This window comes from Pseudomonas zhanjiangensis (assembly GCF_041027545.1).
Taxonomy (GTDB): domain Bacteria; phylum Pseudomonadota; class Gammaproteobacteria; order Pseudomonadales; family Pseudomonadaceae; genus Aquipseudomonas; species Aquipseudomonas zhanjiangensis.
In genome coordinates this window covers 57,605-81,933 of record NZ_JBFTEG010000010.1, presented here as the reverse complement: position 1 = coordinate 81,933, position 24,329 = coordinate 57,605, and the positions used below count along the sequence as shown (strand labels likewise).

Below are 24,329 nucleotides of genomic sequence, written 5' to 3'. Positions count from 1 at the left end.
CTTGCCTAGTTAGCGGCCATGTCGGGAAAAACTTTAGGGCATTATTTCATGCTTCAGGCAGCAGTCTTAACACAGCATAGAAAACTGGCAGTTTAATACCTAACAAGAAGCGTGCCTACATATCGACCTCAACCTGTCCCGGCGCGGTCACGCGGGCCCGGATGACCCGTTGTGAGCGCAGGTTGCGCACCCTGATCTGTTTGCCGAGAGCTCCGTCTGACAGGGCTTCGCCCTGCATGCGCACGTTGATGCTGGCGCTGCGCGCGCTGATCACCACCTGATCGCCGCGGCGGATAACCTCGGCCTGCTCGATAAATGACGGGGCCACTATCTGGTCTGGTTGCAGCGGACGCGTCAGTTTTCTGCCGAGCGCCTGCTGGAGCGTGGTCAGGTAACCCTGGTTGAGCAGGCCGAGGTCGCGCTCCGCCAGAGAGATATCGTCCACCGTCAGTACCTTCTCCCGTTTCAGCGGCCGGATGGCCGTTACCACTTCACGGTACAGCCTGACCTGGGCGGGGACGAATACGGTCCAGGGTGAGGCGCCTTCGCAGCGCACGCGCACGGTGGTGCGGCCAATGGGTTCGGCCGGGCTCTCCAGCGAGGTTGTCAATTCCTTGTCGCACAGGGGCAGGCGCAGCCGAGGATCGAGTCGATTGACCTCGATCTCGTGACGGCCTTCGATTTCACTGCGTTGCAGGTAGTCGTTCACCCGGCGCTCAAGAAAGTCGCGGGTGGCGCCGATAAGCTCTTCAGGCAGCGTCACCGCGGCATTTGCCAAGGGGAAGTAGCCGAGCGCGCACAAAGCAGGTAAAACTGCCAGCCAGTGGCGGCGTCTTGCTGGCATGCGTCGATATGTTGTCGTTTTTGCGTTCATGCTGAGTAAAAAGCAAGGCCCGTGCCGCCTGCTACGCTGAGCAAAATGCGCGCTACTCAAACAGAGGAGTTTGGGCATGGCCGGTGTATTGGATTCGGTTAACCAGCGAACTCAGCTGGTTGGACAGAATCGCCTAGAGTTGCTGCTGTTCCGTCTCGATGGCGGGCAGCTTTACGGGATCAACGTATTCAAGGTGAAGGAGGTGCTGCAATGCCCCAAGCTCACCATCATGCCCAAATCCAGCCCGGTTGTGCGCGGGGTGGCCAATATCCGGGGCGGCACCATTCCGATTCTCGACCTGTCGATGGCGACCGGGAAGATGCCGCTAAAGGATCTGAAGAACAGTTTCGTGATCATTACCGAGTACAACACCAAGGTTCAGGGGTTCCTGGTGCATTCGGTCGAGCGCATCGTCAACATGAACTGGGAGGAGATCCATCCGCCACCCAAGGGGGCAGGACGCGATCATTACCTTACGGCGGTGACTAGGCTGGATCAGCAGCTGGTCGAAATCATCGACGTCGAGAAGATCCTCGCCGAGGTCGCGCCGACCTCTGAAGTGATTTCCGCGGGGGTGATCGATGTCCAGACCCAGGACAAGGCCGTTAGCAAGCATGTACTGATTGTCGATGACTCGTCGGTGGCGCGTAAGCAGGTGATGCGCTGCCTGCAGACCGTGGGCGTGGAGGTGACCGCGTTGAACGACGGTCGCCAGGCGCTGGACTACTTGCGCAAGATGGCGGACGAGGGGCGGCATCCCGGGGAGGAGTTCCTGATGTTGATTTCCGACATCGAGATGCCCGAAATGGACGGTTATACCCTGACGGCGGAAATTCGCGGGGATGCGCGCATGCAGAAGCTGCATATTCTCCTGCATACTTCGCTGTCCGGCGTGTTCAACGAGGCGATGGTCAAGAAGGTCGGTGCGGATGATTTCTTGCCCAAGTTTCGCCCCGACGACTTGGCTTCGCGGGTGGCCGAGCGCATCAATGCGGTAGACCAGTCTGTTTGAAAACCTGTCCAGGGCGTGCCGGGGTTGCCGGTTGCCGGTTGCCGGTTGGCGGAGGCGTGGGGCGCCGCCGCGGCCCTGGACGGCGGGCCTGCTTTGGTGTTCCATGCAGGCCCTTAGCGCGCCTGCCGGCTGTTTGAGCTGCGCGATGTAATCCGCTTTGCGATGGGGTTGAGGGGGCGTCTCTCAGCGCAATAATTTGATTGGTGAGGCCTGGCTAGTGTCTTCAGGGAATTTGGATTTCGAGCAGTTCCGGACTTTTCTGGAAAAGGCCTGCGGCATCTTGCTGGGGAGCAACAAGCAGTACCTGGTTTCCAGTCGTTTGAACAAGTTGCTGGATCAACATGGCATCAAGTCCCTCGGGGAACTGGTGCAGCGTATGCAAAGCCAGCCACGCAGCGGCCTGCGCGAGCAGGTGGTCGATGCCATGACCACCAATGAAACCCTGTGGTTCCGCGATACCTACCCCTTCGAAGTGCTGAAGAATCGTGTGTTACCCGAGCTGATCAAGGCCAGCCCAGGACAGCGCTTGCGTATCTGGTCGGCGGCTTGCTCCTCGGGGCAGGAGCCCTATTCGCTGTCGATGAGTATCGACGAGTTCGAAAAAACCAACATCGGCCAGCTCAAGGCAGGCGTGCAGATAGTGGCGACCGACCTGTCGCCCTCGATGCTGGCCAACTGCAAGTCCGGCGAGTACGACAGCCTGGCCATCGGTCGGGGCTTGTCGCAGGACCGTCTGCAGCGCTATTTCGAACCCAAGGGGCCGGGACGCTGGGTGATCAAGCCGGCAATCAAGAGTCGAATCGAATTCCGGCCGCTGAACCTGTTGGACAGTTATGCCAGCCTGGGCAAATTCGACATCGTGTTCTGTCGCAACGTCTTGATCTATTTTTCGGCCGAAGTGAAGAAGGATATCCTTACGCGCATTCATGCCATGCTGAAGCCGGGCGGTTACCTGTTCCTCGGCGCGTCGGAAGCGCTTAACGGCCTGCCAGACCGTTACCAGATGGTGCAGTGCAGTCCTGGAATCATCTACAAGGTCAAATGACTCATCGGGAACCACAACACGGGAGGCCACTGGCCTCCCGTTTTGCATTCTGTGGGCCGGCAATGGGGTTGCAGGCTTGCCGCTGCGCTTGCCACCAGGCGGAAAAGCCTTGCCGTTGTGCCTGCGTTTTTCCTCTGCTTATCTATTAAGTGGTTGAAAAATAATATAAAAAAATGATGGCACGCACTTTGCTGTATGTCTGGCACGGACAACAGGCAAGCCAAACGGCAAAGGTTCCTGACCATGAGCATCAGCTTCGAAAGTGCACTCGGCATCCATGAAAAAGCGTTGGGCTTTCGCGCCCAGCGCGCCGAGGTGCTGGCCAACAACATGGCCAACGCCGATACCCCCAACTACAAGGCTCGCGACCTGGATTTCGCTTCGGTTCTGGCCGAGCAGAGTGGCAAGGCGCAGCGCGGTCCGGGTGGGCTGAATCGCACCGACAGTCGGCATATCGCCGCCGAGGGCGTGAGTCTCAGCGATGCCAGCCTGGTCTATCGGGTTCCCTTGCATGCTTCGATTGACCAGAACACCGTCGATGAGCAGATCGAGCAGGCCAACTACGCGGAAAATGCCGTGAGCTTCCAGGCCAGCTTCACCTTTCTCAACAGCAAATTCAAAGGGCTGGTCAGCGCCCTGCGCGGCGATTAAAGGAGTCTGATGCCATGTCACTCGCCAGTGTCTTCAATATTGCCGGAACCGGCATGAGCGCCCAGAGCACTCGCCTGAACACCATTTCCAGCAACATCGCCAACGCCGAAACGGTGTCCTCGAGCATCGATCAGACCTATCGCGCGCGCCATCCGGTGTTTGCCACGGTATTCCAGCAGGCCCAGGAGGGCGACCGAGGTTCCCTGTTCGCCGAGCAGGACCAGGCCGGTCAGGGCGTCCAGGTACTGGGCATCGTCGAGGACCAGAGCAATCTGGTGCCGCGCTACGAGCCCGACCATCCGGCCGCCGATGCCGATGGCTACGTGTATTACCCCAACGTCAATGTGGTCGAGGAAATGGCCGACATGATCTCGGCCAGTCGGGCGTTCCAGACCAACGTCGAAATGATGAACACCGCCAAGCAGATGATGCAGCGTGTGCTGACCCTGGGTCAGTAGGCCGCCAGAGAGGATTGAAGGATGAGCAGCGTCAGTGGTGTCAGTTCCGCACTGGATCAGTACCAGATCAAGCAGGAAGCCGGCCAGAGCAAGGAACTCGGCAAGAACGAGTTTCTCAACCTGCTGGTGGCCCAGTTGAACAACCAGAACCCGCTGGAGCCTCAGGGCAATGGCGAGTTCATCGCCCAGCTGGCCCAGTTCAGCCAGGTCGAGGGGATCGAGAAGCTCAATACCAGCATGAGCTCCCTGTTGTCCGGCTATCAGTCGTCCCAGGCGCTGCAGGCCTCTTCCCTGGTCGGGCGCAAGGTCATAGTGCCGACCGACAAGGCGGTGGTCGACACCAGCGAAAGCTTCAAGGCCAGCCTGGTTCTGCCGAGCAGCAGCAGCAACGTGTATGTCAACGTCTACGACAAGTCGGGCGCCGCCGTCAGTCGCGTCAACCTGGGCGAGCAGAGCGCTGGCAACGTCAGCTTTATCTGGGACGGCAAGGATGCCAGCGGCAATCTGTTGCCGCCCGGCAACTACAGGTTCGAAGCGCAGGCGACTTACGACGGCGAGACCAAGGGTCTCTATACCCTGCTCCCGGCCAACGTCGACAGCGTCACCCTTGGTGGTAGCGAGCTGACGCTCAACCTGGCGGGGCTTGGCAGCGTGCCGCTTTCCCAGGTGCAGGTCATCGGTCAGTAATCAGCAGATTCAATAGCCGGTGCGTCCGGCAAAGGAGACTTCCATGTCGTTCAATATCGGTTTGAGTGGCCTGCGCGCTGCGACCAGTGACCTCAATATCACCGGCAACAACATCGCCAACGCCGGCACCATCGGCTTCAAGCAGTCGCGCGCCGAATTCGCCGACCTGTACGCGGCTTCCGTGCAGGGTACCGGCAAGAACACTCAGGGCGCCGGTGTGCAGCTGGCCAATGTGTCCCAGTCGTTCAACCAGGGCAATATCAACTACACGCAGAATGCCCTGGACCTGGCCATCAACGGCAATGGCTTCTTCCAGACCAGCAACAACGGCGAGATCAGCTACACCCGCGCCGGCTATTTCGGTACCGATCGCGACGGCTATATGGTGAATAACTTCGGCTATCGCTTGCAGGGCTACGCGGTCGATGGCAATGGCAATCTGCAGAACGGCGTGATCACCGATCTGCGCATCCAGTCGGCCAGCCAGGCGCCGCAGGCCACTACCCAGTTGACGCAGACGTTCAACCTGAACTCGACCAATACGATACCGACCACCACGCCGTTCGATCCGACCGATCCCACCACCTACAACTCGTCCACCTCGACCAATATCTATGACACCCAGGGAAATGCCCATGTCTTGACCCAGTACTTCGTCAAGACCGGCCCCAATGCCTGGACCATGAATGTACTGGTCGATGGACGCAACCCGGCAGACCCGTCCGTCACCACGCCCTACTCGATGGCGATGGGCTTCACCGCCAGCGGTCAGTTAAATACCGCCAGCCTGGTTTCCGGCGACTATGACGGCGCCGGGGCGACCGACTTCACCGTCGACCCGGTCAACGGGCGCTTCACCCTGAACGGCTGGGTGCCGGCCACGGCCGATAGTTCGGTGCCACCAGTCTGGTCGGCCAATGGCGCCACTGCGGCCACCGGCGGCATTCAGGTAGACCTGCGTGCGTCGACCCAGTTCGCCAGCTCCTTCGCGGTTAACGCCGTCAGTCAGGATGGCTACACCACCGGGCAGTTGGCGGGGCTGGAGATCGATGACACCGGGGTGATTTTCGCCCGCTACACCAATGGTCAGTCGAATGTGCAGGGCCAGATCATCCTGGCCAGCTTCGCCAATACCCAGGGCCTGACGCCGGTGGGCAAGTCCGCCTGGGCGCAATCCTTCCAGTCCGGTGAGCCGGTGATCGGCACGCCCCGCGCCGGTACCCTCGGCGCCCTGCAGTCGGGGGCTCTGGAGGACTCCAACGTCGAGGTGTCCGAGCAGCTGGTCAACATGATCGTTGCCCAGCGCAACTACCAGGCCAGCGCCAAGGCGATCGAAACGGAAAGCGCCATCACGCAGACCATCATCAATCTGCGCTGATAGCGGCTCAGGGCCTGTTTGGCCCGGCGCGATTGCAGCGACCCTTGCCGGCGGCGGCAATTTCCCGCCGACAGGCGCTTTCAAGGCTCCCATCGGGAGCCTTTTTTATTTCGGATAACAGCATATTTTTCAATCACTTGCAGATTTATTCTGGTGGCTGGCACGGCGCTTGCTGGGTTCTCTGCAAAGAGCAGTTGGCGGTACGCCCGCCTCGGAGATTGACCATGGACAAGATGCTGTATGTCGCCATGACTGGGGCCCATAACAACAGCCTGGCCCAGAGTGCCCACGCCAACAATTTGGCGAACATATCGACCAATGGTTTTCGTCGCGATTTCGAGCAGGCACGTTCGATGCCGGTGTTCGGTGATGGTCTGCCGGCGCGGGTATACGCCATGTCCGAGCGGCCGGGAACCGATTTTTCTCCGGGCGCCATGCAGGAAACCGGTCGCGACCTGGATGTGGCCATCGGTGGTCAGGGTTGGTTGGCCGTGCAGGCTGCCGATGGCAGTGAGGCCTACGTGCGTACCGCCAGCCTGAACGTCGATGCCCTCGGCGTATTGCGCACCGGCAACGGTTTGCCGGTAATGGGTAATGCCGGGCCGATCGCAGTGCCGCCGGAGCAGAAGATCGAGATCGGCCAGGATGGCACCATCAGTATTCGTGCGCTCGGCGAGGCGCCCAACGTGCTGGCCGAAGTCGATCGCCTGAAGCTGGTCAATCCCGATCCCAAGCAGATGGAGAAGGGCAGCGACGGCATGATGCGGGTCAAGGGCGGTCAGCCGGTGCTGGCCGACGCCGCGGTCCAGGTGACCTCGGGCTTTCTCGAATCGAGCAACGTCAACGCCGTGGAAGAGATGACGGCGATCCTCTCGCTGTCCCGCCAGTTCGAGTTGCAGGTGAAGATGATGCGCACCGCCGAAGACAATTCGGCGGCCATGGCGCGGGTTTTGCAGATTAGCTAGTCATCAGCACGCGGCGTCGAAAAAGCGACGTCCGAGGAGAATCGATATGCTTCCGGCACTGTGGGTCAGCAAGACCGGTCTGTCCGCCCAGGACATGAACCTGACCACCATTTCCAACAACCTGGCCAACGTGTCCACCACCGGCTTCAAGCGCGATCGCGCCGAGTTCGAGGACCTGCTGTACCAGATCCGTCGCCAGCCCGGTGGCCAGTCCAGCCAGGACAGCCAGTTGCCGTCCGGTCTGCAGCTCGGCACCGGGGTGCGGGTGGTCGGCACCCAGAAGATCTTCACCACCGGCAGCCTGCAGACCACCGAGCAACCGCTGGATATGGCGGTCAACGGCCGCGGCTTCTTTCAGGTGCTGATGCCCGACGGCACGGTGTCCTACACCCGCGATGGCAGTTTTCATCTGAATGCCGACGGCCAGGTCGTCACCTCCAATGGCTACGCGCTGGAACCGGCGATTGTCCTGCCCGGCGAGGTGCGTACCTTCACCGTCGGCGATGATGGCACCGTATCGGTGACCACCGCCGGCGACTCGCAGCCGCAGATCGTCGGCAACCTGCAGCTCGCCGACTTCATCAACCCGGCGGGGCTGGAAGCGATCGGCAACAACCTGTTCCTGGAGACCGCTTCCAGTGGTGCGCCGCAGGTCGGTACCCCGGGGCTCAACGGCCTGGGCACCACCCTGCAGAACACCCTGGAGAACTCCAACGTCAGCGTGGTCGAAGAACTGGTGAACATGATCACCACCCAGCGCGCCTACGAGATGAACTCCAAGGTCATTTCCACCGCCGACCAGATGCTGGCCTTCGTCTCGCAGAACCTTTGATGCCTGAGGCGGGCGTCAGCCCGGCCTCGATCTGAAACAGAACGCCCTGAGGTAGTGGTAATGAACCGGCTGATCCTAGTGCTCTCTATTTTTGCCCTGGCTGCCCTCGGCGGCTGCGTGTCGCCGCCGCCCAAGCCGAACGACCCGTACTACGCACCGGTACTGCCGCGCACGCCGCTGCCGGCGGCGCAGAACAACGGGGCTATCTATCAGGCCGGCTTCGAGAACAACCTGTTCGATGACCGCAAGGCCTACCGCGTCGGCGACATCATCACCATTACCCTCAACGAGCGGACCCAGGCCAGCAAGAATGCCGGCTCGCAGATTCAGAAGGACAGCAGCGCCGAGATCGGCCTGACCTCGCTGTTCGGCGGCGCGGTGTCGGCGGCCAGTCCGTTTTCCGACAACAAGCTGTCACTGGGCGCCGAGTATGGCGCCAGTCGCGATACCAAGGGCGATAGCAAGGCCGCCCAGGGCAACAGCCTGAGTGGCTCGATCACCGTGACCGTGGCCGAGGTGCTACCCAACGGCATCCTGTCGATTCGCGGCGAGAAGTGGATGACCCTCAACACCGGCGACGAGCTGGTGCGCATCGCCGGTCTGGTTCGTGCCGATGACATCGCCACCGACAACACCGTGGCCTCCACCCGCATCGCCGATGCACGCATCACCTACTCGGGTACCGGCGCCTTCGCCGATGCCAGTCAGCCGGGTTGGCTGGACCGTTTCTTTCTCAGCCCGTTGTTCCCGTTTTGAGGCTGGATACCATGAACCTGTCGAAGTGGATGATCGGCCTGGCGGCGCTGTTGATGGCCACGCTGGTCCAGGCCGAGCGGCTTAAGGACCTGGCCAGCATCCAGGGCGTGCGCAGCAACCAGCTGATCGGCTATGGCCTGGTGGTCGGCCTCAATGGCACGGGCGACCAGACCACCCAGACGCCATTCACCGTGCAGACCTTCAACAACATGATGGCGCAGTTCGGCATCAAGGTGCCGGCCGGCGGCAACGTGCAGCTGAAGAACGTCGCCGCGGTGTCGATCCATGCCGACCTGCCGGCGTTCGCCAAGCCGGGGCAGACCATCGATGTGACCATTTCCTCCATCGGCAACGCCAAGAGCCTGCGCGGCGGCAGCCTGCTGATGGCGCCGCTGAAGGGGATCGACGGCAACGTCTATGCCGTCGCCCAGGGCAATCTGGTGGTCGGCGGATTCGACGCCCAGGGCGGTGACGGCTCGAAGATCACCGTCAACGTGCCCTCGGCCGGCCGGATTCCCGGCGGCGCCACGGTCGAGCGGCCGGTGCCCAGCGGCTTCGACCAGGGCAATAGCCTGACTCTGAATCTCAATCGCGCGGATTTCACCACGGCCAAGAACATCGTCGACCAGATCAACGAGCTGCTCGGCCCGGGCGTGGCGCAGGCCGTCGACGGCGGCTCGATTCGCGTCAGCGCGCCGCTCGATCCCGGTCAGCGGGTCGACTACCTGTCGATTCTGGAGAACCTCGAGGTCGAGGTCGGTCAGGCGGTGGCCAAGGTGATCATCAACTCGCGCACCGGCACCATCGTCATCGGCCAGAACGTGCGGGTGCAGCCGGCCGCGGTGACCCATGGCAGCCTCACCGTCACCATCACCGAGGACCCCATCGTCAGCCAGCCGGAGGCGCTGTCCGGCGGCCAGACCGCGGTGGTACCGCGCTCGCGGGTCAATGCCGACCAGGAAGCCAAGCCGATGTTCAAGTTCGGCCCTGGCACCACGCTGGACGAGATCGTCCGTGCGGTGAATCAGGTGGGCGCCGCGCCTTCGGACCTCATGGCCATCCTCGAGGCGCTCAAGCAAGCCGGCGCCCTGCAGGCCGACCTGATCGTGATCTAAGGAGTCAGCCATGGACACTCGAATGTCAGCCGGCCTGCTCGGCAACGGCAAGAGCCCGCTGGACAGTGGCGCCTTCACCGACCTGAACCGTCTCAACCAGTTCAAGGTCGGCGGCGACAGCGAGCAGAACATTCGCAAGGTGGCCCAGGAATTCGAATCGCTGTTCCTCAACCAGATGCTCAAGGCCATGCGTTCGGCGGGCGAAGTGTTTGGCGAGGGCAACTTCATGAACAGCAACGAGAGCAAGACCTATCAGGACATGTACGACCAGCAGCTCTCGGTGACCCTGTCCAACAACCAGAATGGTATCGGCCTGGCCGACGTGCTGGAGCGGCAGATGACGCAGATGAAGGGCGTCAGTTCCCGCCCCAATCCCTTTGCCCAGGTCGAGGCGCCGGTGCCGAGCGCCCCCAGCCAGCCATTGGCCAAGGTCGATAGCCGCCGCGACGACACCGCGTTGCTCAATCAGCGCCGCCTGGCCCTGCCGAGCAAGCTCGGCGATCGCTTGCTGGCGGGCATCTCGCCGGCCGGCGAGGCCAGCGACAGCAAGCCGCTGGCAGGCGCCGATTGGATCCCGGCCAAGGCCTTTGCCGCGCCGCGTGACAAGGCTCTGACCCTGGACGGCAGCGATTCAATCAGCGGCAACCGCTTGGCACAGGCGGCGACCCCAGGCAAGTCGGTGTTCAGCTCGCCGCAAGAATTCGTCGCGGCCATGTTGCCGATGGCCGAGAAGGCCGCCGAGAAGATCGGCGTGGAGGCGCGCTACCTGGTGGCCCAGGCCGCGCTGGAAACCGGTTGGGGCAAGTCGATCATCCGTCAGAAAGATGGCAGCAGCAGCCACAACCTGTTCGGGATCAAGACCCATAACAGCTGGCAGGGCGACTCGGCGCGGGTGCAGACCACCGAATACAAGGGCGGCCAGGCGGTAAAAGAGGCCGCCTCGTTCCGTGCCTACGATTCCTATGCACAGAGTTTCGAGGATTACGTCAGCTTCCTGCAGAGCAACGGCCGCTATCAGGGCGCGCTGAAGTCCACCGACAATCCCGAGCGCTTCGTCCGCGAGTTGCAGCAGGCCGGCTACGCCACCGACCCCCAGTACGCGCGCAAGGTGTCGCAGATCGCGCGCCAGATGCAGACCTATCAAACCATTGCAGCGGTAGACATGCCGCCGGCCCGCGGGTGAATTGAGCCATGGCTGACTTACTGAACATTGGCCTGTCCGGCCTCTCGGCGAGCAAGACCTCGCTGTCCGTCACCGGCCACAACATCACCAACGTCAACACCCCGGGCTTTTCCCGCCAGGACAGCGTGCAGGCCACCCGCACCCCGCAGTTCAGCGGCGCCGGCTATATCGGCTCGGGTACCACCCTGGTGGACATTCGCCGCAGCTACAGCGAGTTCCTCAGTACCCAGCTGCGCAGCACTACGGCACTCAACAGTGACGTGCAGGCCTACAAGAGCCAGATCGAGCAGCTCGATTCCTTGCTGGCCGGCTCCACCACCGGGATCACGCCCTCGCTGCAGAAGTTTTTCTCCTCCCTGCAGACTGCCGCCGAGGATCCCGCCAATATTCCGGCCCGGCAGCTGGTGCTGTCCGAGGCTGAAGGGCTGGCGCGGCGCTTCAATACGGTGTCCGAGCGGATCGGCGAGCAGAACCAGTTCATCAACAAGCAGATGACTGCCGTGACCGATCAGGTCAACCGGCTGAGCACCTCGATTGCCAGTCTCAACAACGCCATCGCCGTCGCCGCCTCCAACGGCCAGCAGCCCAACGACCTGCTCGATGCCCGCGAGGAGGCGATCCGCCAGCTGTCCACCTACGTCGGGGTGACGGTGGTGCCGCAGGGCGATAGCTCGGTCAATCTGTTCGTCGGTTCCGGTCAGCCGCTGGTGGTGGGCGCCACCGCCAGTCGCCTGGAGGCGGTGCCGGGGCAGGGCGACCCGACCCGCTTCGAAATCGAGTTCGTCAGCGGTGGCTCGCGCCAGGGTATCACCAGCCTGATCAGTGGCGGCGAGCTCGGTGGGTTGATTCGCTACCGCGCCGAGTCGTTGGACCCGACCCTCAACGCCCTGGGGCGACTCGCGCTGGCGGTGAGCGACCAGGTCAATACCCAGCTTGGCCAGGGTCTGGACCTCAAGGGGCAGGTGGGGTCGGCACTGTTCGGCGACTTCAACGACCCCGCGGCGGCGGCGTTGCGGGTGCTGGCGTATTCGGCCAACACCAGCAACGTCCAGCCGGCGCTGAATATCACTAACAGCAGCGTGCTGACCACCAGCGACTATCGCCTGGAGTTCGATGGTGCCAACTACACGGCGCGGCGTTTGAGCGATGGTCAGCCTATGACCGTTACCAATACGGCCGGCGTGCTCAGTTTCGCTGACAGCGCTGGGCGGGACCAGGGATTCACCGTGACCCCAGGGGCAGTGCCGAATGCCGGAGATCGCTTCCTTCTACAGCCGACCCGCCGCGGGGCCAGCAGCATCTCGGCGGTGCTGGATCAGCCCGACCAGTTGGCGTTCGCCGCGCCGGTGCGGGCCGAAGCGGCCCTGCAGAACAGCGGCAATGGCTCGATTTCCCAACCGGATCTGATCGCCGCCGGGGCCAGTCCCATCGACAGCGCGGCCATCGCCGCCGCGCTACCGGCCAACCTGATCTACAACGGCGCCGGTGCCTTCGAGAATCCGCCGGGCACCCCGGTTGCGGGGCTCGCCCGCGTGCCGGCCGGCGCCTTCGTACCGGGCCAGCTGAACACCTACGAGCTGGATCTCGGCAGTGGCAATCGGGTCAGCTTCACCATCAGCGGCCGCCCGGAAAACGGCGACGGCTTCAGCCTGGGCTTCAATACCAACGGCGTTTCCGACAACCGCAACGCGCTCAAGCTGGTGGACCTGCAGAACAAGCAGACGGTCGGCGTCGATCCGAACGTCACGGGTATCAGCACCGGGGCCAGTTTCACCGATGGCTACGGCGATCTGGTCGAGCGGGTCGGCACCCTGACCGCGCAGGCCCGTCAGGACAGCGATGCCACCGGGGCGATCCTCAAGCAGGCCACCGACAACCGCGATGCCTTGTCGGGGGTCAACCTCGACGAGGAAGCGGCCAACCTGATCAAGTTCGAGCAGTACTACAACGCCTCGGCGCAAATCATTCAAGTTGCCCGCTCCTTGTTCGATACCCTGATCAATTCGTTCAGATAACCGCTGACGGGCACCTGTGCCCAGCTGGCTCAGAGGTAGGTTCCATGCGCATCTCCACCATCCAAGCCTTCAACAACGGCGTGCAGGGCCTGCAGCGCAACTACGCCAATGCCACCCGCACCCAGGAACAGATCAGCACCGGCAACCGCATCCTCACCCCGGCCGACGATCCGGTCGCCTCGGTGCGCCTGCTGCAGTTGGAGCAGCAGCAGAACGTACTGACCCAGTACAAGGACAACCTCACCGCGGCCAGGAACAGCCTGACCCAGGAGGAGGTCACCCTCAACTCGGTCAACACCATCTTGCAGCGGGTGCGCGAGTTGGCGGTGCAGGCCGGCAACGGTGCGCTCAGTCAGACCGATCGGCAATCCATCGCCGCCGAGCTGGGTGAGCGCGAGAACGAGCTGCTGGGCCTGATGAATACCCGCAATGCCCGGGGCGAATACCTGTTCGCCGGTTTTCAGGGCAAGACCCAACCCTTCGTGCGTCAGGCCGATGGCAGCTACAGCTATGCCGGCGACGAAGGTCAGCGCAAGCTGCAGGTCGCCAGTTCGTTGAACCTGGCGATCAGCGACAGCGGCAAGAAGATCTTCGAGAGTGTGACCAACGCCGGTCGCCTCGATGCCTTGTCTACGGTCAACCCGGCTGGCTCCACCCTGAGCGCTTCCACGCCACTGGTGCAGGATGAGGTGGCCTATTCTGGAACGCCGCCATTTCCCGCGGCCGGAGTGGAGATTGTCTTTGGTAATCCGACGGCAAGCAGCTACGAAGTGTTCGAAATCGGTGTGCCCGTTGCGCTGGCCAGTGGCAGTCTGGACAACGATGCGGCCACCAGCGATCAGCTGGTGTTTCGCGGCGTCAGCCTGTTGTTCGATGGTGTACCGGTCGGCGGTGAGACCATCCAGGTGACGGCTGACCCGACGCGACAGAAGCAGGGCATCCTCGCGACTATCGCCAACCTGCGCACCTCTCTGGATAACGCCCCCAATACTCCGGCCGGCAACCGCCAGACTCGCGATGCCGTGGCAGTGGCCTTGACCAACCTGGACCACGGTATGACCACGGTGGACGGCGTGCGCGGCGAGATCGGCGCGCGCCTGAATATCGTCGAGTCGACCCAGACCGACAACGAGGACGTCAGCCTGGTCAACAAGGGGGTGCAGGCCGACCTGCGCGAACTGGATTACGCCGAGGCGCTGTCACGCCTGTCCTTCCAGTCGATCATCCTCGAAGCGGCGCAGCAGAGCTACGTGAAGATCAGCAGCCTGAATCTGTTCAACCAGTTGCGCTAAGCAAGTGTCTGGGGCGCGATAGCCGAGCGAGCAAGTCAAAAAATGGCGCCAGGTAATCGCCGCCTTGATGGCATTTTGCCGATCTGTCCTTGTAACCACCTGTTTTTGATGAATAAAAAAAATCGGGGAGGTGTACCAAAAAAGCCCTAAAGCTCTCCCAGCAAGCGCCGATATAAATCACGAATGCGAACTTTAAGGGTGCCTGGGCACTGCCCACCCAAGGTCGCAAGCTCAGGCAAACACGCTAGTCCTCGGAGGACACCATCATGGCTCTTACCGTCAATACCAACGTTGCGTCGCTCAATACCCAGCGCAACCTGAACGCATCTTCCAACGCGCTGAGCACTTCGCTGCAGCGTCTTTCCACCGGTTCGCGCATCAACAGCGCCAAGGACGATGCCGCCGGCCTGCAGATCTCCAACCGCCTGACCAGCCAGGTCAACGGCCTGGGCGTGGCGGTGCGTAACGCCAACGACGGTATCTCCCTGGCGCAGACTGCCGAAGGTGCCCTGCAGCAGTCGACCAATATTCTGCAGCGCATGCGTGATCTGTCCCTGCAGTCTGCTAACGGCAGTAACTCCACCACTGAGCGTCAGGCACTGAACCAGGAAGTGGGTCAGCTGAAAGAGGAGCTGAACCGTATTGCCGACACCACCACCTTCGGTGGCCAGAAGCTGCTGAGCGGCGAGTTCGGCACCAAGCAGTTCCAGGTCGGCGCCAACGCCAACGAAACCATCGCCGTGCAGATCAACTCGTCCAGCGCTCGTGACATCGGTGCAAACCGGGTAGATCTGGCTGGTAGTGGCGTTGGCGTGGTAACGCCATCTGCCGCGGCGGGGACTCCGCCGGCCGCATCTGTCGGTAGTGGCGCCGCCCTAACTATTACTGGGCCAGCGGGCTCTGCGGCTACTGCAAACATCGCAGCCGGTTCCGCGGCAGCAGCTGCTTCGGCAATCAATCTGGTATCCGGGAAGACTGGCGTCACTGCCGATGCGCGCACCGGCGTTGAACTGTCCAACCTGGGCTCTGCGGGTAATGTGTCCTTTAGCCTGACCGGAGACACCACTGGTGGCGCGGCCACAATCAACGCGGTGATTTCCGATCCAACCAACCTGAGCGACCTGGCAGCTGCGGTCAACGCCCAGAGCTCCAAGACAGGTATTACTGCGACACTGACCAGCAATAATTCCAAAATCGAGTTCATCAGTGAAAAGGGTGATGACATTGTCTTCACCAGTTTCGATAACTCTGGCGCCACTAAGACCGCCACGCTAACAGCGCTGAAATACGACGGTACGGCGTCGGCCTCTAGTCAAACCGTCACTGGCGGTGCGGCAGCGACCGACAGCGCACGTATCTCGGGCAATATCCGCCTGGATAGTACCGGTGCCTTCCAAGTGAACAGTGCCGATGCAACGGTCTCGACCGCCGGTGTCAGTATCTCTACTCTGGATAAAGTCTCCAGCGTGGACATCAGCACCGCATCGGGTGCGCAGAACGCTATTTCGGTGATCGACGCCGCCATTGCCGGTATCGATAAGAACCGTGCTGCCCTCGGTGCTACGCAGAACCGTTTCGAGAACACCATCTCCAACTTGCAGAACATCTCGGAGAACGTATCGGCTGCCCGTGGCCGGATTCAGGACACCGATTTCGCCGTGGAAACCGCGAACCTGAGCAAGAACCAGATCTTGCAACAGGCCGGTACTGCAATCCTGTCCCAGGCCAACCAGCTGCCGCAGGCGGTGCTCAGCCTCCTGCGTTAAGTTGACAAGCGGGTTGGTTTGAACCACGGGGGGTAGTGCCAAGCGCTACTCCCCGTCTTGCCATGTGAGGTGAGCTTATGGATATCAACGCAATAGGCGGTTTTTCGCAGTCGAACCCAGTCGCCCAGTCGCCGCGTGTAGACGCTGCTGCGCAGGTGGAAAGAGCAGGCACGCCGGTGTTGTCGCAGGTTGAACAAGCTCTGGCCAGTCCCCTAGAGGAGCCGGCACGCCAGCCGGTGGAAGAGGCGGTGTCGAGCATCAAACAGTTTGCCCAGAGCATTCAGCGCAACCTGAACTTCGCTCTGGACGACTCGACTGGGCGGGTGGTGGTCAAGGTCACCGATGGGGTGTCCGGTGATGTCATCCGGCAGATTCCCTCGGAAGATGCTTTGCGTCTGGCGGAAAGCCTCGAAGAGGTGCGCAGCCTGTTGTTCAAGGCTCAGGCGTAGGCGGCGCGCGTCCTGATGGCGCGATTCTTGATAGAACATGGTTTTTCGGTGGTAAGCGTCAAACCCGTGACGAGGTGGTCAGCATGGCAGGCATAACCGGTATTGGTTCCGGCATCGACATCAACAGCATCGTTGGTGCCATGGTCAATGCGGAGAAGGCTCCGAAGGAGGCGCAGCTCGCGCGTCTAGAAAAAGCCTCGACCACCAAGTTTTCCGCGCTGGGTGAGCTCAAAGGGGCACTGAGTGCTTTTCAGACCGCCATGAAGGATCTCAACAGCCTGACGCTGTTCGAGAAACGCACGGCCAGCTCCACCAATACCAGTGCGCTGACGGCTTCGGCAACCAAGACTGCATTGGCCGGCAGTTACCAAATGACAGTCGAGCGCTTGGCCAGCAGCAGCAAAGTGGCCACCGCGGCGCTAGCCGGCGACTTCACCGCCTCTGCGGATGGCAATCTGACCGTCAAACTCGGTGCCGCCGATGGGGGGGTGGCGGTCGATATTGCCTCGGGCGATACCTTGGTCAGTATCCGCGACAAGCTTAATGCCGCCCTGAAGGACAAGGGGATTACGGCGAATATCGTCAACAATCCGGCCGATGGTAAGTCGCGCCTGGTGCTCAATGCCAAGGAGACCGGCACGGGCAAGGATATCTCCATCGAAACGGCCGACCCTGCATTGGCCAGCCTGGCGCTTGATGGCAGCAGCCAGTCGGTTGGTGATGCTGCGGGCTATCTACAGCAGGCCGCCGATGCCGAGTTCACCATCGACGGCTTGGCGTTGAAGAGCCCGAGCAATACGGTGGATGGGGCAATACCCGATGTGACCTTCACCCTGGTCGGTAAGACCGAAGTGGACAAGCCTTTGACCCTCAAGGTTGGTCAGGACACTTCTGGCGTGACCGCCAATATCAAGAAATTCGTCGAAGCCTATAACAAGCTGATAACCACCTCGAATCAGCTGACTAGCGTTGTCCAGGTGGGCGAGGGCAAGCCGCCGCTGACGGGTGGATTGGTTGGCGACGCTACGGTGCGAACCCTGCTCGGAGGTGTGCGCAATGAACTGGTCAATCCGGCTGATCAGGAGGGCGTCAGGGTGTTGGCCGACCTGGGCATCACCACCCAGAAGGATGGCACCCTGAAAATCGACGACGCCAAGCTGAGTAAGGCGCTGACCGATAATTTTGATGCGGTTGGCAGCTTTTTCACCGGCGACAACGGCCTGATGAGCCGGGTGGATAAGCGTGTAGATGGCTTTATCCGGACCGGTGGGGTGCTTGAGCAGCGTATGAAGGGCCTGCAGACCACTCTCACCGGCATCGACAAGCAGCGGGAAACCTTGAGCCGACGCGTCGAGCAAATGCAGGCGCGGTTATTCGCTCAGTTCAACGCCATGGATGCACTGGTCGGCCGTCTAAACGACACCAGCGCGCGACTGACCCAGGCCCTCGGCGGCCTGCCGGGCGTCGTTAAACAGGACAGCTAATCGATGACTAGCCCAATCGATACCTACAAAAACGTCAATACCAGCCAGGACGTGAGCCCTTATCAGGCCGTGCAGTTATTGCTCGATGGTGCACTGGAACGCATCGCCTTGGCGCTGCTGGCCCAGCAGCAAGCCAACCCCGCCATCCGTGGTGAGGCGGTGGGCACCACCCTGTCGATTATCGGTATTCTCCAGGCCAGCCTGGACAAGCAGCTCGGCGGCGAGCTGGCGGAGAACCTCGACGCGCTCTACGACTACATGACCCGCCGCCTGGCCGGTGTCGCGCTGGACAAGACCCCGCGCAGCCTGGAAGAGGTGCGAGGGTTGCTGGAGCAGATCCGCGATGCCTGGCAGGCCATCGGTCCAGAAGTCGAGCCATCGGCTTCCTGATCGCGCGCGTGTCGGTAGGCGCGCCGCGTCCTTCCGCTTTCTTCTGTTTAGTCATTCGAATCAACTGGTTAGATTCTTTTCGCAAGGCTCTAAAGCTGCCGTCGACATGGCCGATAACTGAAGTATTCCCGCAGTACACTGGAGTACATTCAGCATGAACGCGATGGCAGCTATGCGGCAGTACCAGAACGTCAACACCCAGGCCCAGGCAGTGGATGCCAGTCCGCATCGCTTGATCCAGATGTTGTTCGAGGGTGGCCTCACCCGGATTGCCCAGGCGCGCGGCGCCCTGGAGCGCGGGCAGACGGCAGAGAAAGGCGAGCTGATCGGCAAGGCCCTCGGTATCATCGGCGGCCTGCGTGCAGGCCTTAACCTGCAAGAGGGTGGTGAACTGGCGACCAATCTGGATAGTCTTTACCAGTACATGACCAGTCGCCTGCTCGAGGCCAGTGCCAAGAATGATGCCGCGTCGCTGGATGAAGTGGCCAGCCTGCTGCGTACTGTGAAGTCTGGTTGGGACGCCATCGGCCAGTAATGGCGTTCGATGCTTGAGGAGCTTAGTCATGAATTCAACTGTCCAGCGTCTGCAAGAGACGGGTAGCGCCCTGCGTACTGCGTTGGCCACCCAGGATTGGGCGGCGATCGGTGAGCTGGATCAGCAGTGCCGTCAGGCCGTCGACGAGGCCATGGTCGACGCAGTGCATGACGAAGGCGCCCTGCGCGCACGCATGCAGGAGCTCTTGGATCTGTACCGTGAACTGGTCAGCGCCTGTCAGGCCGAGCAGCAACGCCTGGCCGGTGAGTTGGTGCAGCTCAATCAGGCCCAGCAGGGCGCCAAGGTCTATCAGTTGTTCGGCTGAGCCCTGCTCGCGAGCCGCGGGTCCCGGCCAAGTCGCCTCACGCGAGGCGTTCCGGCTGGCGGCAGGCTCGCTCCGACAGCGACGTGGTTTTGTCTTCGCTAGCGTGACGCCGAGTCGTTGGTCGGCTAGCTGCGCGCCTGTCGCCATCTGGCTTCACTTCCCCCTGCGCAGTCGTTTAGTCTGGCTGCGCCCTAATCAAAAAAAGCACGCCATAAAATTGACTGCGGCCCTGAAATTGACTTTACTAGCGGCCAATTGCCAGCGCTTTCCGAGTCTCCGACGATGTGCGCTTTCTTTCGCTCCCAGGATCAGAACCAGACAACATGTGGCGTGAAACCAAAATTCTGCTGATTGACGATAATAGCGAGCGTCGCCGGGACCTGGCGGTCATTCTCAACTTCCTGGGCGAGGAGCATATTGCCTGCGGCAGTGATCTCTGGTCAGCGGCCGTGCAGCAGCTGGAGTCCAGTCGCGCAGTGCTGAGCGTCCTGCTGGGTGATGTCCAGGCCAAGGGCGGCGCTCTGGAGGTGCTCAAGCAGCTGGCGGCCTGGGACGAGTTCCTGCCGATTCTGCTGGTGGACGAGCATCATTCGGCCGACTGGCCGGACGAGTTGCGGCGCCGTGTGCTGACCACCGTGGAGATGCCGCCGAGCTACAACAAGCTGCTCGACTCGCTGCATCGTGCCCAGGTCTACCGCGAGATGTATGACCAGGCGCGTGAGCGCGGCCGTCAGCGCGAGCCGAACCTGTTCCGCAGCCTGGTCGGCACCAGCAGGGCGATCCAGCAGGTGCGGCAGATGATGCAGCAGGTGGCCGATACCGAGGCCAGCGTGTTGATCCTCGGCGAGTCCGGTACTGGCAAGGAAGTGGTGGCGCGCAACCTGCACTATCACTCCAAGCGCCGCGAGGGGCCGTTCGTGCCGGTCAACTGTGGGGCGATTCCTGCGGAGCTGCTCGAGAGCGAACTGTTCGGCCATGAGAAGGGCGCCTTTACCGGGGCCATCACCAGCCGCGCCGGACGCTTCGAGCTGGCCAACGGTGGCACCCTGTTCCTCGACGAGATCGGCGACATGCCGCTGCCCATGCAGGTCAAGCTGCTGCGGGTGTTGCAGGAGCGCACCTTCGAACGCGTGGGCAGCAACAAGACGCAGAATGCCGACGTACGGATCATCGCCGCGACCCACAAGAATCTCGAGAAGATGATCGAGGAAGGCAGCTTCCGTGAGGATCTGTACTACCGGCTGAATGTCTTCCCCATCGAGATGGCGCCGCTGCGCGAGCGCATCGAAGACATTCCGCTGTTGATGAACGAGCTGATCTCGCGGATGGAACACGAGAAGCGCGGGTCGATTCGCTTCAATTCGGCAGCGATCATGTCGTTGTGCCGGCATGACTGGGCGGGCAATGTGCGCGAGCTGGCCAACCTGGTCGAACGCATGGCGATCATGCACCCCTACGGGGTGATCGGCGTGGGTGAGCTGCCGAAGAAATTCCGCCACGTCGATGATGAGGACGAGCAGCTCGCCGCCAACCTGCGTACTGAGCTGGAAGAGCGTGCGGCCATCGTCTCCGGTTTGCCGGGGGTGACCACCCAGGCTCTGTTGCCTTCCGAGGGCCTGGACCTCAAGGACTATCTGGGCAATCTCGAGCAGGGCCTGATCCAGCAGGCGCTGGACGACGCCAATGGTGTGGTTGCTCGTGCCGCGGAGCGCCTGCGCATTCGCCGCACCACCCTGGTGGAGAAGATGCGCAAGTACGGCATGAGCCGGCGCGACGAGGAAGTCCAGGACGATGCCTGAACCGTCGGCGCCGAGTCAGCGGCTTGGCGCGAGCCGCCACCGATAGAGCCGGAGGTTTGACATAAACCCCGGCTTTGTTTTTTAAGTTGCTGAAAAATAAGCCTATTTTTTTAGGCACGGGTATTGCTAGTTCTCTCCTGACCGACTGTCTTATGACGGCTCGCTACGCGAGAGAGAATGATGAAGCCCACAGCCCAACCGACCCACCTAGTCGAATCGACACCCGCCGTTGCGCATGAGCCGGCCAGCCGTGCCAGCATGGAGCAGGCATTTGCGCGGTTCAGCCAGATGTCGAGCCAGCTCAGCGACTCCTACAGCATGCTCGAGGCCCGGGTCACAGAGCTCAAAGGGCAGCTGGCGCTGGTCAGTGCCCAGCGCATGCAGGAGCTGGCGGAAAAGGAGCGCTTGGCCCATCGGCTGCAGAGCCTGCTCGATCTGCTGCCGGGCGGGGTGATCGTGATCGATGGTCAGGGGGTGGTGCGCGAAGCCAATCCGGTGGCGCGCAACCTGCTTGGCCAGCCGCTGGTCGGCATGCTCTGGCGGCAGGTGATCGTGCGCAGCTTCGCTCCGCGCGAGGACGATGGTCACGAAGTTTCCTTGAAGGATGGTCGACGCCTGTCGATCGCCACCCGCTCTCTGCATGGCGAGCCTGGGCAGCTGGTGCTGCTCAACGACCTGACGGAAACCCGTCGCCTGCAGGATCAGCTGTCGCGCCATGAGCGCCTGTCGGCCCTGGGGCGGATGGTCGCCTCCCTGGCTCACCAGATCCGCACGCCCTTGTCTGCCGCCTTGCTCTACGCCAGTCACCTGAGTGAGCAGGCGTTGCCGCTTGAGCAGCAGCAGCGTTTTGCCGGGCGCCTGAAGGAGCGTCTGCATGAGCTCGAGCACCAGGTGCGCGACATGCTGGTGTTCGCCCGCGGCGACCTGCCATTGCCGGACCGGTTGGCTCCCCAGGCGCTGTTCGCGGCGCTGCGCGAGGCGGCGCAGACCCATGTACAGGGCATGGCGGTGCGCTGGCAGTGCGACAGCCGCGAAGGCGAAGTGCTGTGCAACCGCGACACCCTGGTGGGCTGCGTGCTCAACCTGGTGGAGAACGCGGTTCAGGCGGCGGGGCGCGACGTACGCCTGAAGGTTCATCTGTATGCGCGCGGCAGCACGCTGCGCCTGTGCGTCAGCGATGACGGCCCGGGAATCGACGGTGCCATTCTGGCGCGCCTGGGTGAGCCGTTCTTCACCACCAAGACCACCGGTACCGGCCTCGGCCTGGCCGTGGTCCACGCCGTGGCCCGCGCCCATCGCGGCGAGCTGCAGCTACGTTCGCAGGTTGGTCGCGGCACCTGCGCCATTTTGACTCTGCCGCTGGTTCCCGCGGCGCAACCCTTGATTCAGGAGTAACCATCCATGGCTGCCAAAGTCCTGCTGGTCGAAGACGACCGCGCCCTGCGTGAAGCCCTGGCCGATACGCTGTCACTGGGTGGCCATGACTACCGGGCGGTGGACAGCGCCGAGGCGGCGCTGCTGGCCCTGGCGCAGGAGCCATTCGCCATGGTGGTGAGTGACGTGAATATGCCGGGCATGGACGGCCACCAGCTGTTGGCGCAGATCCGAGAGCGTCTGCCGCAAATGCCGGTGCTGTTGATGACCGCCTTTGGCGCGGTGGAGCGGGCGGTCGATGCGATGCGCCAGGGGGCGGCGGACTACCTGGTCAAGCCATTCGAACCCAAGGCGCTGTTGACGCTGGTCGAGCGCCATGCGCTCGGTCGGCTGGCGGCGAGTGAAGCAGACGGCCCGGTGGCCTTGGAACCGGCCAGCTTGCAGCTGCTCGAGCTAGCGACGCGGGTGGCGCAAAGCGATTCCACGGTGCTGATCAGCGGCGAGTCGGGAACCGGCAAGGAAGTGCTGGCGCGCTACATTCATCGTCAGTCGCCGCGGGCGGCCAAGCCGTTTATCGCCATCAACTGTGCGGCCATTCCTGACAATATGCTCGAGGCGACCCTGTTCGGTCACGAGAAAGGGGCCTTCACCGGGGCGATCGCCAGTGCGCCGGGCAAGTTCGAATTGGCCGAAGGCGGCACCATCCTCCTCGATGAGATTTCCGAGATGCCCCTGGGGCTACAGGCCAAGTTGCTGCGCGTGTTGCAGGAGCGCGAGGTGGAGCGGGTGGGCGCGCGCAAGCCGATCAACCTGGATATCCGTGTGCTGGCCACCAGCAACCGTGACCTGGCTGGCGAGGTGGCGGCGGGGCGTTTCCGCGAGGACCTGTTCTATCGCCTGTCGGTATTTCCGCTGGCCTGGCGGCCCTTGCGTGAGCGTCCGGCGGATATTCTGCCGCTGGCCGAGCGCCTGCTGGCCAAACACGTCAAAAAAATGAATCATACCCCCATCAGGCTTTCGCCGCAGGCCCAGGCGAGCCTGCTCGAGCACGCCTGGCCAGGCAATGTGCGCGAGCTGGACAACGCCATCCAGCGCGCGCTGATCCTCCAGCAGGGTGGGCTGATCCAGCCGCGGGATCTGTGTCTGAACGCGCCGATCGGCTTGGCCGCGGCCACACCTGCGCCCTTGAGCGTGGTGTCGGCGACTGCCCCGGCGAGCGTGGCGCCACCTGCGGCGGTCTCGGCCGAAGGCGGGGCGCTGGGCGACGACCTGCGTCGCCGCGAGTTTCAGGTAATCATCGACACCCTGCGTTCCGAGCGGGGGCGGCGCAAGGAGGCCGCCGAGCGTCTGGGCATCAGCCCGCGCACGCTGCGCTACAAGCTGGCGCAGATGCGTGATGCCGGGATGGACGTGGAGGCCTACCTCTACGCCAGCTAGGACCGCTGGCTGCTCGGCACTGCCTAGGCCCGGCCCGAACGAATCGTTCGGGCCGGGTTTTTTGTTTGGCGCATCCGGCTAATGGCTAGCTGGCACTCTTGTTGCAAAGACCCCTGCAGAGCGCCGCGACGCGTCAAAAAACCGCGGCCAGTGGAGGAAAGTCATGAGCCAGGGTGTTGAATTCAATCGCCTGATGTTGGAAATGCGTTCCATGCAAGCCGAGGCAATGGCGCGGCAGAAGCCGGCCGTGAGCGCGCCTGAGCCGGGCGCGCCGAGCTTCTCGGACATGCTCGGGCAGGCGGTGAGCAAGGTCAACGAAACCCAGCAGGCCTCCAACCAACTGGCGACGGCCTTCGAGATGGGCAAGAGCGGCGTGGACCTGACCGACGTGATGATCGCCTCGCAAAAAGCCAGTGTGTCTTTCCAGGCCGCGACCCAGGTGCGCAACAAGCTGGTTCAGGCCTATCAAGACATCATGCAGATGCCGGTATAAGGAAAGGTTCTGAA

General features: G+C 62.3%; 24 protein-coding genes. 23 read left to right on the top strand and 1 reads right to left on the bottom strand.

Annotated elements, in window-relative coordinates; all coding sequences use genetic code 11:
• Positions 1 to 115 precede the first annotated feature (115 nt).
• The gene (gene flgA, locus AB5S05_RS13565; RefSeq protein WP_369288060.1) at positions 116 to 874 is read right to left on the bottom strand and encodes a flagellar basal body P-ring formation chaperone FlgA; all 759 of its coding nucleotides are present in this window, start codon (positions 872 to 874) and stop codon (positions 116 to 118) included.
• A gap of 76 nt (positions 875 to 950) precedes the next feature.
• Between flgA and AB5S05_RS13560 the strand changes: the two genes are divergently transcribed.
• The 23 genes from AB5S05_RS13560 (at position 951) to fliE (ending at position 24,315) form a co-directional block, all read left to right on the top strand.
• A complete protein-coding gene (locus AB5S05_RS13560; RefSeq protein ID WP_369288059.1) occupies positions 951 to 1,886 on the top strand; it encodes a chemotaxis protein CheV in 936 nt (311 codons plus the stop codon).
• A gap of 217 nt (positions 1,887 to 2,103) precedes the next feature.
• A complete protein-coding gene (cheR, locus tag AB5S05_RS13555; protein WP_369288058.1) occupies positions 2,104 to 2,931 on the top strand; it encodes a protein-glutamate O-methyltransferase CheR in 828 nt (275 codons plus the stop codon).
• A gap of 243 nt (positions 2,932 to 3,174) precedes the next feature.
• Positions 3,175 to 3,582, top strand: a complete 408-nt coding sequence (gene flgB / locus AB5S05_RS13550) for a flagellar basal body rod protein FlgB (RefSeq protein ID WP_369288057.1) — start codon at positions 3,175 to 3,177, stop codon at positions 3,580 to 3,582.
• A gap of 14 nt (positions 3,583 to 3,596) precedes the next feature.
• On the top strand, positions 3,597 to 4,040 hold the full coding sequence (flgC, locus tag AB5S05_RS13545) for a flagellar basal body rod protein FlgC (RefSeq protein WP_369288056.1): 444 nt from the start codon (positions 3,597 to 3,599) through the stop codon (positions 4,038 to 4,040).
• Positions 4,041 to 4,061: 21 nt separating this feature from the next.
• Positions 4,062 to 4,727 (top strand): flagellar hook assembly protein FlgD, encoded by a 666-nt coding sequence (gene flgD / locus AB5S05_RS13540; RefSeq protein ID WP_369288055.1) that lies wholly within the window; start codon positions 4,062 to 4,064, stop codon positions 4,725 to 4,727.
• Between the two features lie 43 nt (positions 4,728 to 4,770).
• The gene (gene flgE / locus AB5S05_RS13535) at positions 4,771 to 6,105 is read left to right on the top strand and encodes a flagellar hook protein FlgE (RefSeq protein ID WP_369288054.1); all 1,335 of its coding nucleotides are present in this window, start codon (positions 4,771 to 4,773) and stop codon (positions 6,103 to 6,105) included.
• A 224-nt stretch (positions 6,106 to 6,329) separates the two neighbouring features.
• The gene (locus AB5S05_RS13530; RefSeq protein ID WP_369288053.1) at positions 6,330 to 7,070 is read left to right on the top strand and encodes a flagellar basal body rod protein FlgF; all 741 of its coding nucleotides are present in this window, start codon (positions 6,330 to 6,332) and stop codon (positions 7,068 to 7,070) included.
• Positions 7,071 to 7,116: 46 nt separating this feature from the next.
• On the top strand, positions 7,117 to 7,902 hold the full coding sequence (gene flgG, locus AB5S05_RS13525) for a flagellar basal-body rod protein FlgG (RefSeq protein ID WP_369288052.1): 786 nt from the start codon (positions 7,117 to 7,119) through the stop codon (positions 7,900 to 7,902).
• Between the two features lie 60 nt (positions 7,903 to 7,962).
• On the top strand, positions 7,963 to 8,658 hold the full coding sequence (gene flgH / locus AB5S05_RS13520) for a flagellar basal body L-ring protein FlgH (RefSeq protein WP_369288051.1): 696 nt from the start codon (positions 7,963 to 7,965) through the stop codon (positions 8,656 to 8,658).
• Between the two features lie 11 nt (positions 8,659 to 8,669).
• Complete coding sequence (locus tag AB5S05_RS13515; protein WP_369288050.1) at positions 8,670 to 9,773, top strand: flagellar basal body P-ring protein FlgI; 1,104 nt, start codon at positions 8,670 to 8,672, stop codon at positions 9,771 to 9,773.
• A 10-nt stretch (positions 9,774 to 9,783) separates the two neighbouring features.
• Positions 9,784 to 10,956: a flagellar assembly peptidoglycan hydrolase FlgJ gene (gene flgJ, locus AB5S05_RS13510; RefSeq protein ID WP_369288049.1), complete on the top strand. Its 1,173-nt coding sequence runs from the start codon at positions 9,784 to 9,786 to the stop codon at positions 10,954 to 10,956.
• Positions 10,957 to 10,964: 8 nt separating this feature from the next.
• Positions 10,965 to 12,971: a flagellar hook-associated protein FlgK gene (gene flgK, locus AB5S05_RS13505; RefSeq protein WP_369288048.1), complete on the top strand. Its 2,007-nt coding sequence runs from the start codon at positions 10,965 to 10,967 to the stop codon at positions 12,969 to 12,971.
• 44 nt (positions 12,972 to 13,015) lie between these two features.
• On the top strand, positions 13,016 to 14,263 hold the full coding sequence (gene flgL / locus AB5S05_RS13500) for a flagellar hook-associated protein FlgL (RefSeq protein ID WP_369288047.1): 1,248 nt from the start codon (positions 13,016 to 13,018) through the stop codon (positions 14,261 to 14,263).
• 266 nt (positions 14,264 to 14,529) lie between these two features.
• Complete coding sequence (locus AB5S05_RS13495; protein ID WP_369288046.1) at positions 14,530 to 16,029, top strand: flagellin; 1,500 nt, start codon at positions 14,530 to 14,532, stop codon at positions 16,027 to 16,029.
• A 77-nt stretch (positions 16,030 to 16,106) separates the two neighbouring features.
• Positions 16,107 to 16,478, top strand: a complete 372-nt coding sequence (locus tag AB5S05_RS13490) for a flagellar protein FlaG (RefSeq protein WP_369288045.1) — start codon at positions 16,107 to 16,109, stop codon at positions 16,476 to 16,478.
• 83 nt (positions 16,479 to 16,561) lie between these two features.
• Positions 16,562 to 17,962, top strand: a complete 1,401-nt coding sequence (gene fliD / locus AB5S05_RS13485) for a flagellar filament capping protein FliD (RefSeq protein WP_369288044.1) — start codon at positions 16,562 to 16,564, stop codon at positions 17,960 to 17,962.
• Between the two features lie 3 nt (positions 17,963 to 17,965).
• The gene (gene fliS / locus AB5S05_RS13480) at positions 17,966 to 18,352 is read left to right on the top strand and encodes a flagellar export chaperone FliS (protein WP_369288043.1); all 387 of its coding nucleotides are present in this window, start codon (positions 17,966 to 17,968) and stop codon (positions 18,350 to 18,352) included.
• A gap of 154 nt (positions 18,353 to 18,506) precedes the next feature.
• The gene (gene fliS / locus AB5S05_RS13475) at positions 18,507 to 18,887 is read left to right on the top strand and encodes a flagellar export chaperone FliS (protein WP_369288042.1); all 381 of its coding nucleotides are present in this window, start codon (positions 18,507 to 18,509) and stop codon (positions 18,885 to 18,887) included.
• Positions 18,888 to 18,915: 28 nt separating this feature from the next.
• The gene (locus AB5S05_RS13470) at positions 18,916 to 19,212 is read left to right on the top strand and encodes a flagellar protein FliT (RefSeq protein ID WP_369288041.1); all 297 of its coding nucleotides are present in this window, start codon (positions 18,916 to 18,918) and stop codon (positions 19,210 to 19,212) included.
• Between the two features lie 323 nt (positions 19,213 to 19,535).
• Positions 19,536 to 21,011, top strand: coding sequence for a sigma-54-dependent transcriptional regulator (locus AB5S05_RS13465; RefSeq protein WP_369288040.1), 1,476 nt, complete (start codon positions 19,536 to 19,538; stop codon positions 21,009 to 21,011).
• A 180-nt stretch (positions 21,012 to 21,191) separates the two neighbouring features.
• A complete protein-coding gene (locus tag AB5S05_RS13460; protein ID WP_369288039.1) occupies positions 21,192 to 22,406 on the top strand; it encodes a sensor histidine kinase in 1,215 nt (404 codons plus the stop codon).
• A 6-nt stretch (positions 22,407 to 22,412) separates the two neighbouring features.
• A complete protein-coding gene (fleR, locus tag AB5S05_RS13455; protein WP_369288038.1) occupies positions 22,413 to 23,822 on the top strand; it encodes a sigma-54-dependent response regulator transcription factor FleR in 1,410 nt (469 codons plus the stop codon).
• 163 nt (positions 23,823 to 23,985) lie between these two features.
• Complete coding sequence (gene fliE / locus AB5S05_RS13450) at positions 23,986 to 24,315, top strand: flagellar hook-basal body complex protein FliE (RefSeq protein WP_369288037.1); 330 nt, start codon at positions 23,986 to 23,988, stop codon at positions 24,313 to 24,315.
• Positions 24,316 to 24,329: the final 14 nt, after the last annotated feature.

Coding starts and splice junctions, on each gene's coding strand:
- flgE (WP_369288054.1), top strand. CDS start 4,771: ATGTCGTTCAATATCGGTTTGAGTGGCCTGCGCGCTGCGACCAGTGAC.
- AB5S05_RS13490 (WP_369288045.1), top strand. CDS start 16,107: ATGGATATCAACGCAATAGGCGGTTTTTCGCAGTCGAACCCAGTCGCC.
- AB5S05_RS13495 (WP_369288046.1), top strand. CDS start 14,530: ATGGCTCTTACCGTCAATACCAACGTTGCGTCGCTCAATACCCAGCGC.
- flgH (WP_369288051.1), top strand. CDS start 7,963: ATGAACCGGCTGATCCTAGTGCTCTCTATTTTTGCCCTGGCTGCCCTC.
- flgL (WP_369288047.1), top strand. CDS start 13,016: ATGCGCATCTCCACCATCCAAGCCTTCAACAACGGCGTGCAGGGCCTG.
- AB5S05_RS13530 (WP_369288053.1), top strand. CDS start 6,330: ATGGACAAGATGCTGTATGTCGCCATGACTGGGGCCCATAACAACAGC.
- AB5S05_RS13515 (WP_369288050.1), top strand. CDS start 8,670: ATGAACCTGTCGAAGTGGATGATCGGCCTGGCGGCGCTGTTGATGGCC.
- fliS (WP_369288043.1), top strand. CDS start 17,966: ATGACTAGCCCAATCGATACCTACAAAAACGTCAATACCAGCCAGGAC.
- AB5S05_RS13560 (WP_369288059.1), top strand. CDS start 951: ATGGCCGGTGTATTGGATTCGGTTAACCAGCGAACTCAGCTGGTTGGA.
- flgG (WP_369288052.1), top strand. CDS start 7,117: ATGCTTCCGGCACTGTGGGTCAGCAAGACCGGTCTGTCCGCCCAGGAC.
- flgB (WP_369288057.1), top strand. CDS start 3,175: ATGAGCATCAGCTTCGAAAGTGCACTCGGCATCCATGAAAAAGCGTTG.
- fliD (WP_369288044.1), top strand. CDS start 16,562: ATGGCAGGCATAACCGGTATTGGTTCCGGCATCGACATCAACAGCATC.
- fliE (WP_369288037.1), top strand. CDS start 23,986: ATGAGCCAGGGTGTTGAATTCAATCGCCTGATGTTGGAAATGCGTTCC.
- flgD (WP_369288055.1), top strand. CDS start 4,062: ATGAGCAGCGTCAGTGGTGTCAGTTCCGCACTGGATCAGTACCAGATC.
- fleR (WP_369288038.1), top strand. CDS start 22,413: ATGGCTGCCAAAGTCCTGCTGGTCGAAGACGACCGCGCCCTGCGTGAA.
- AB5S05_RS13465 (WP_369288040.1), top strand. CDS start 19,536: ATGTGGCGTGAAACCAAAATTCTGCTGATTGACGATAATAGCGAGCGT.
- flgK (WP_369288048.1), top strand. CDS start 10,965: ATGGCTGACTTACTGAACATTGGCCTGTCCGGCCTCTCGGCGAGCAAG.
- flgA (WP_369288060.1), bottom strand. CDS start 874: ATGAACGCAAAAACGACAACATATCGACGCATGCCAGCAAGACGCCGC.
- flgJ (WP_369288049.1), top strand. CDS start 9,784: ATGGACACTCGAATGTCAGCCGGCCTGCTCGGCAACGGCAAGAGCCCG.
- fliS (WP_369288042.1), top strand. CDS start 18,507: ATGAACGCGATGGCAGCTATGCGGCAGTACCAGAACGTCAACACCCAG.
- flgC (WP_369288056.1), top strand. CDS start 3,597: ATGTCACTCGCCAGTGTCTTCAATATTGCCGGAACCGGCATGAGCGCC.
- AB5S05_RS13460 (WP_369288039.1), top strand. CDS start 21,192: ATGAAGCCCACAGCCCAACCGACCCACCTAGTCGAATCGACACCCGCC.
- AB5S05_RS13470 (WP_369288041.1), top strand. CDS start 18,916: ATGAATTCAACTGTCCAGCGTCTGCAAGAGACGGGTAGCGCCCTGCGT.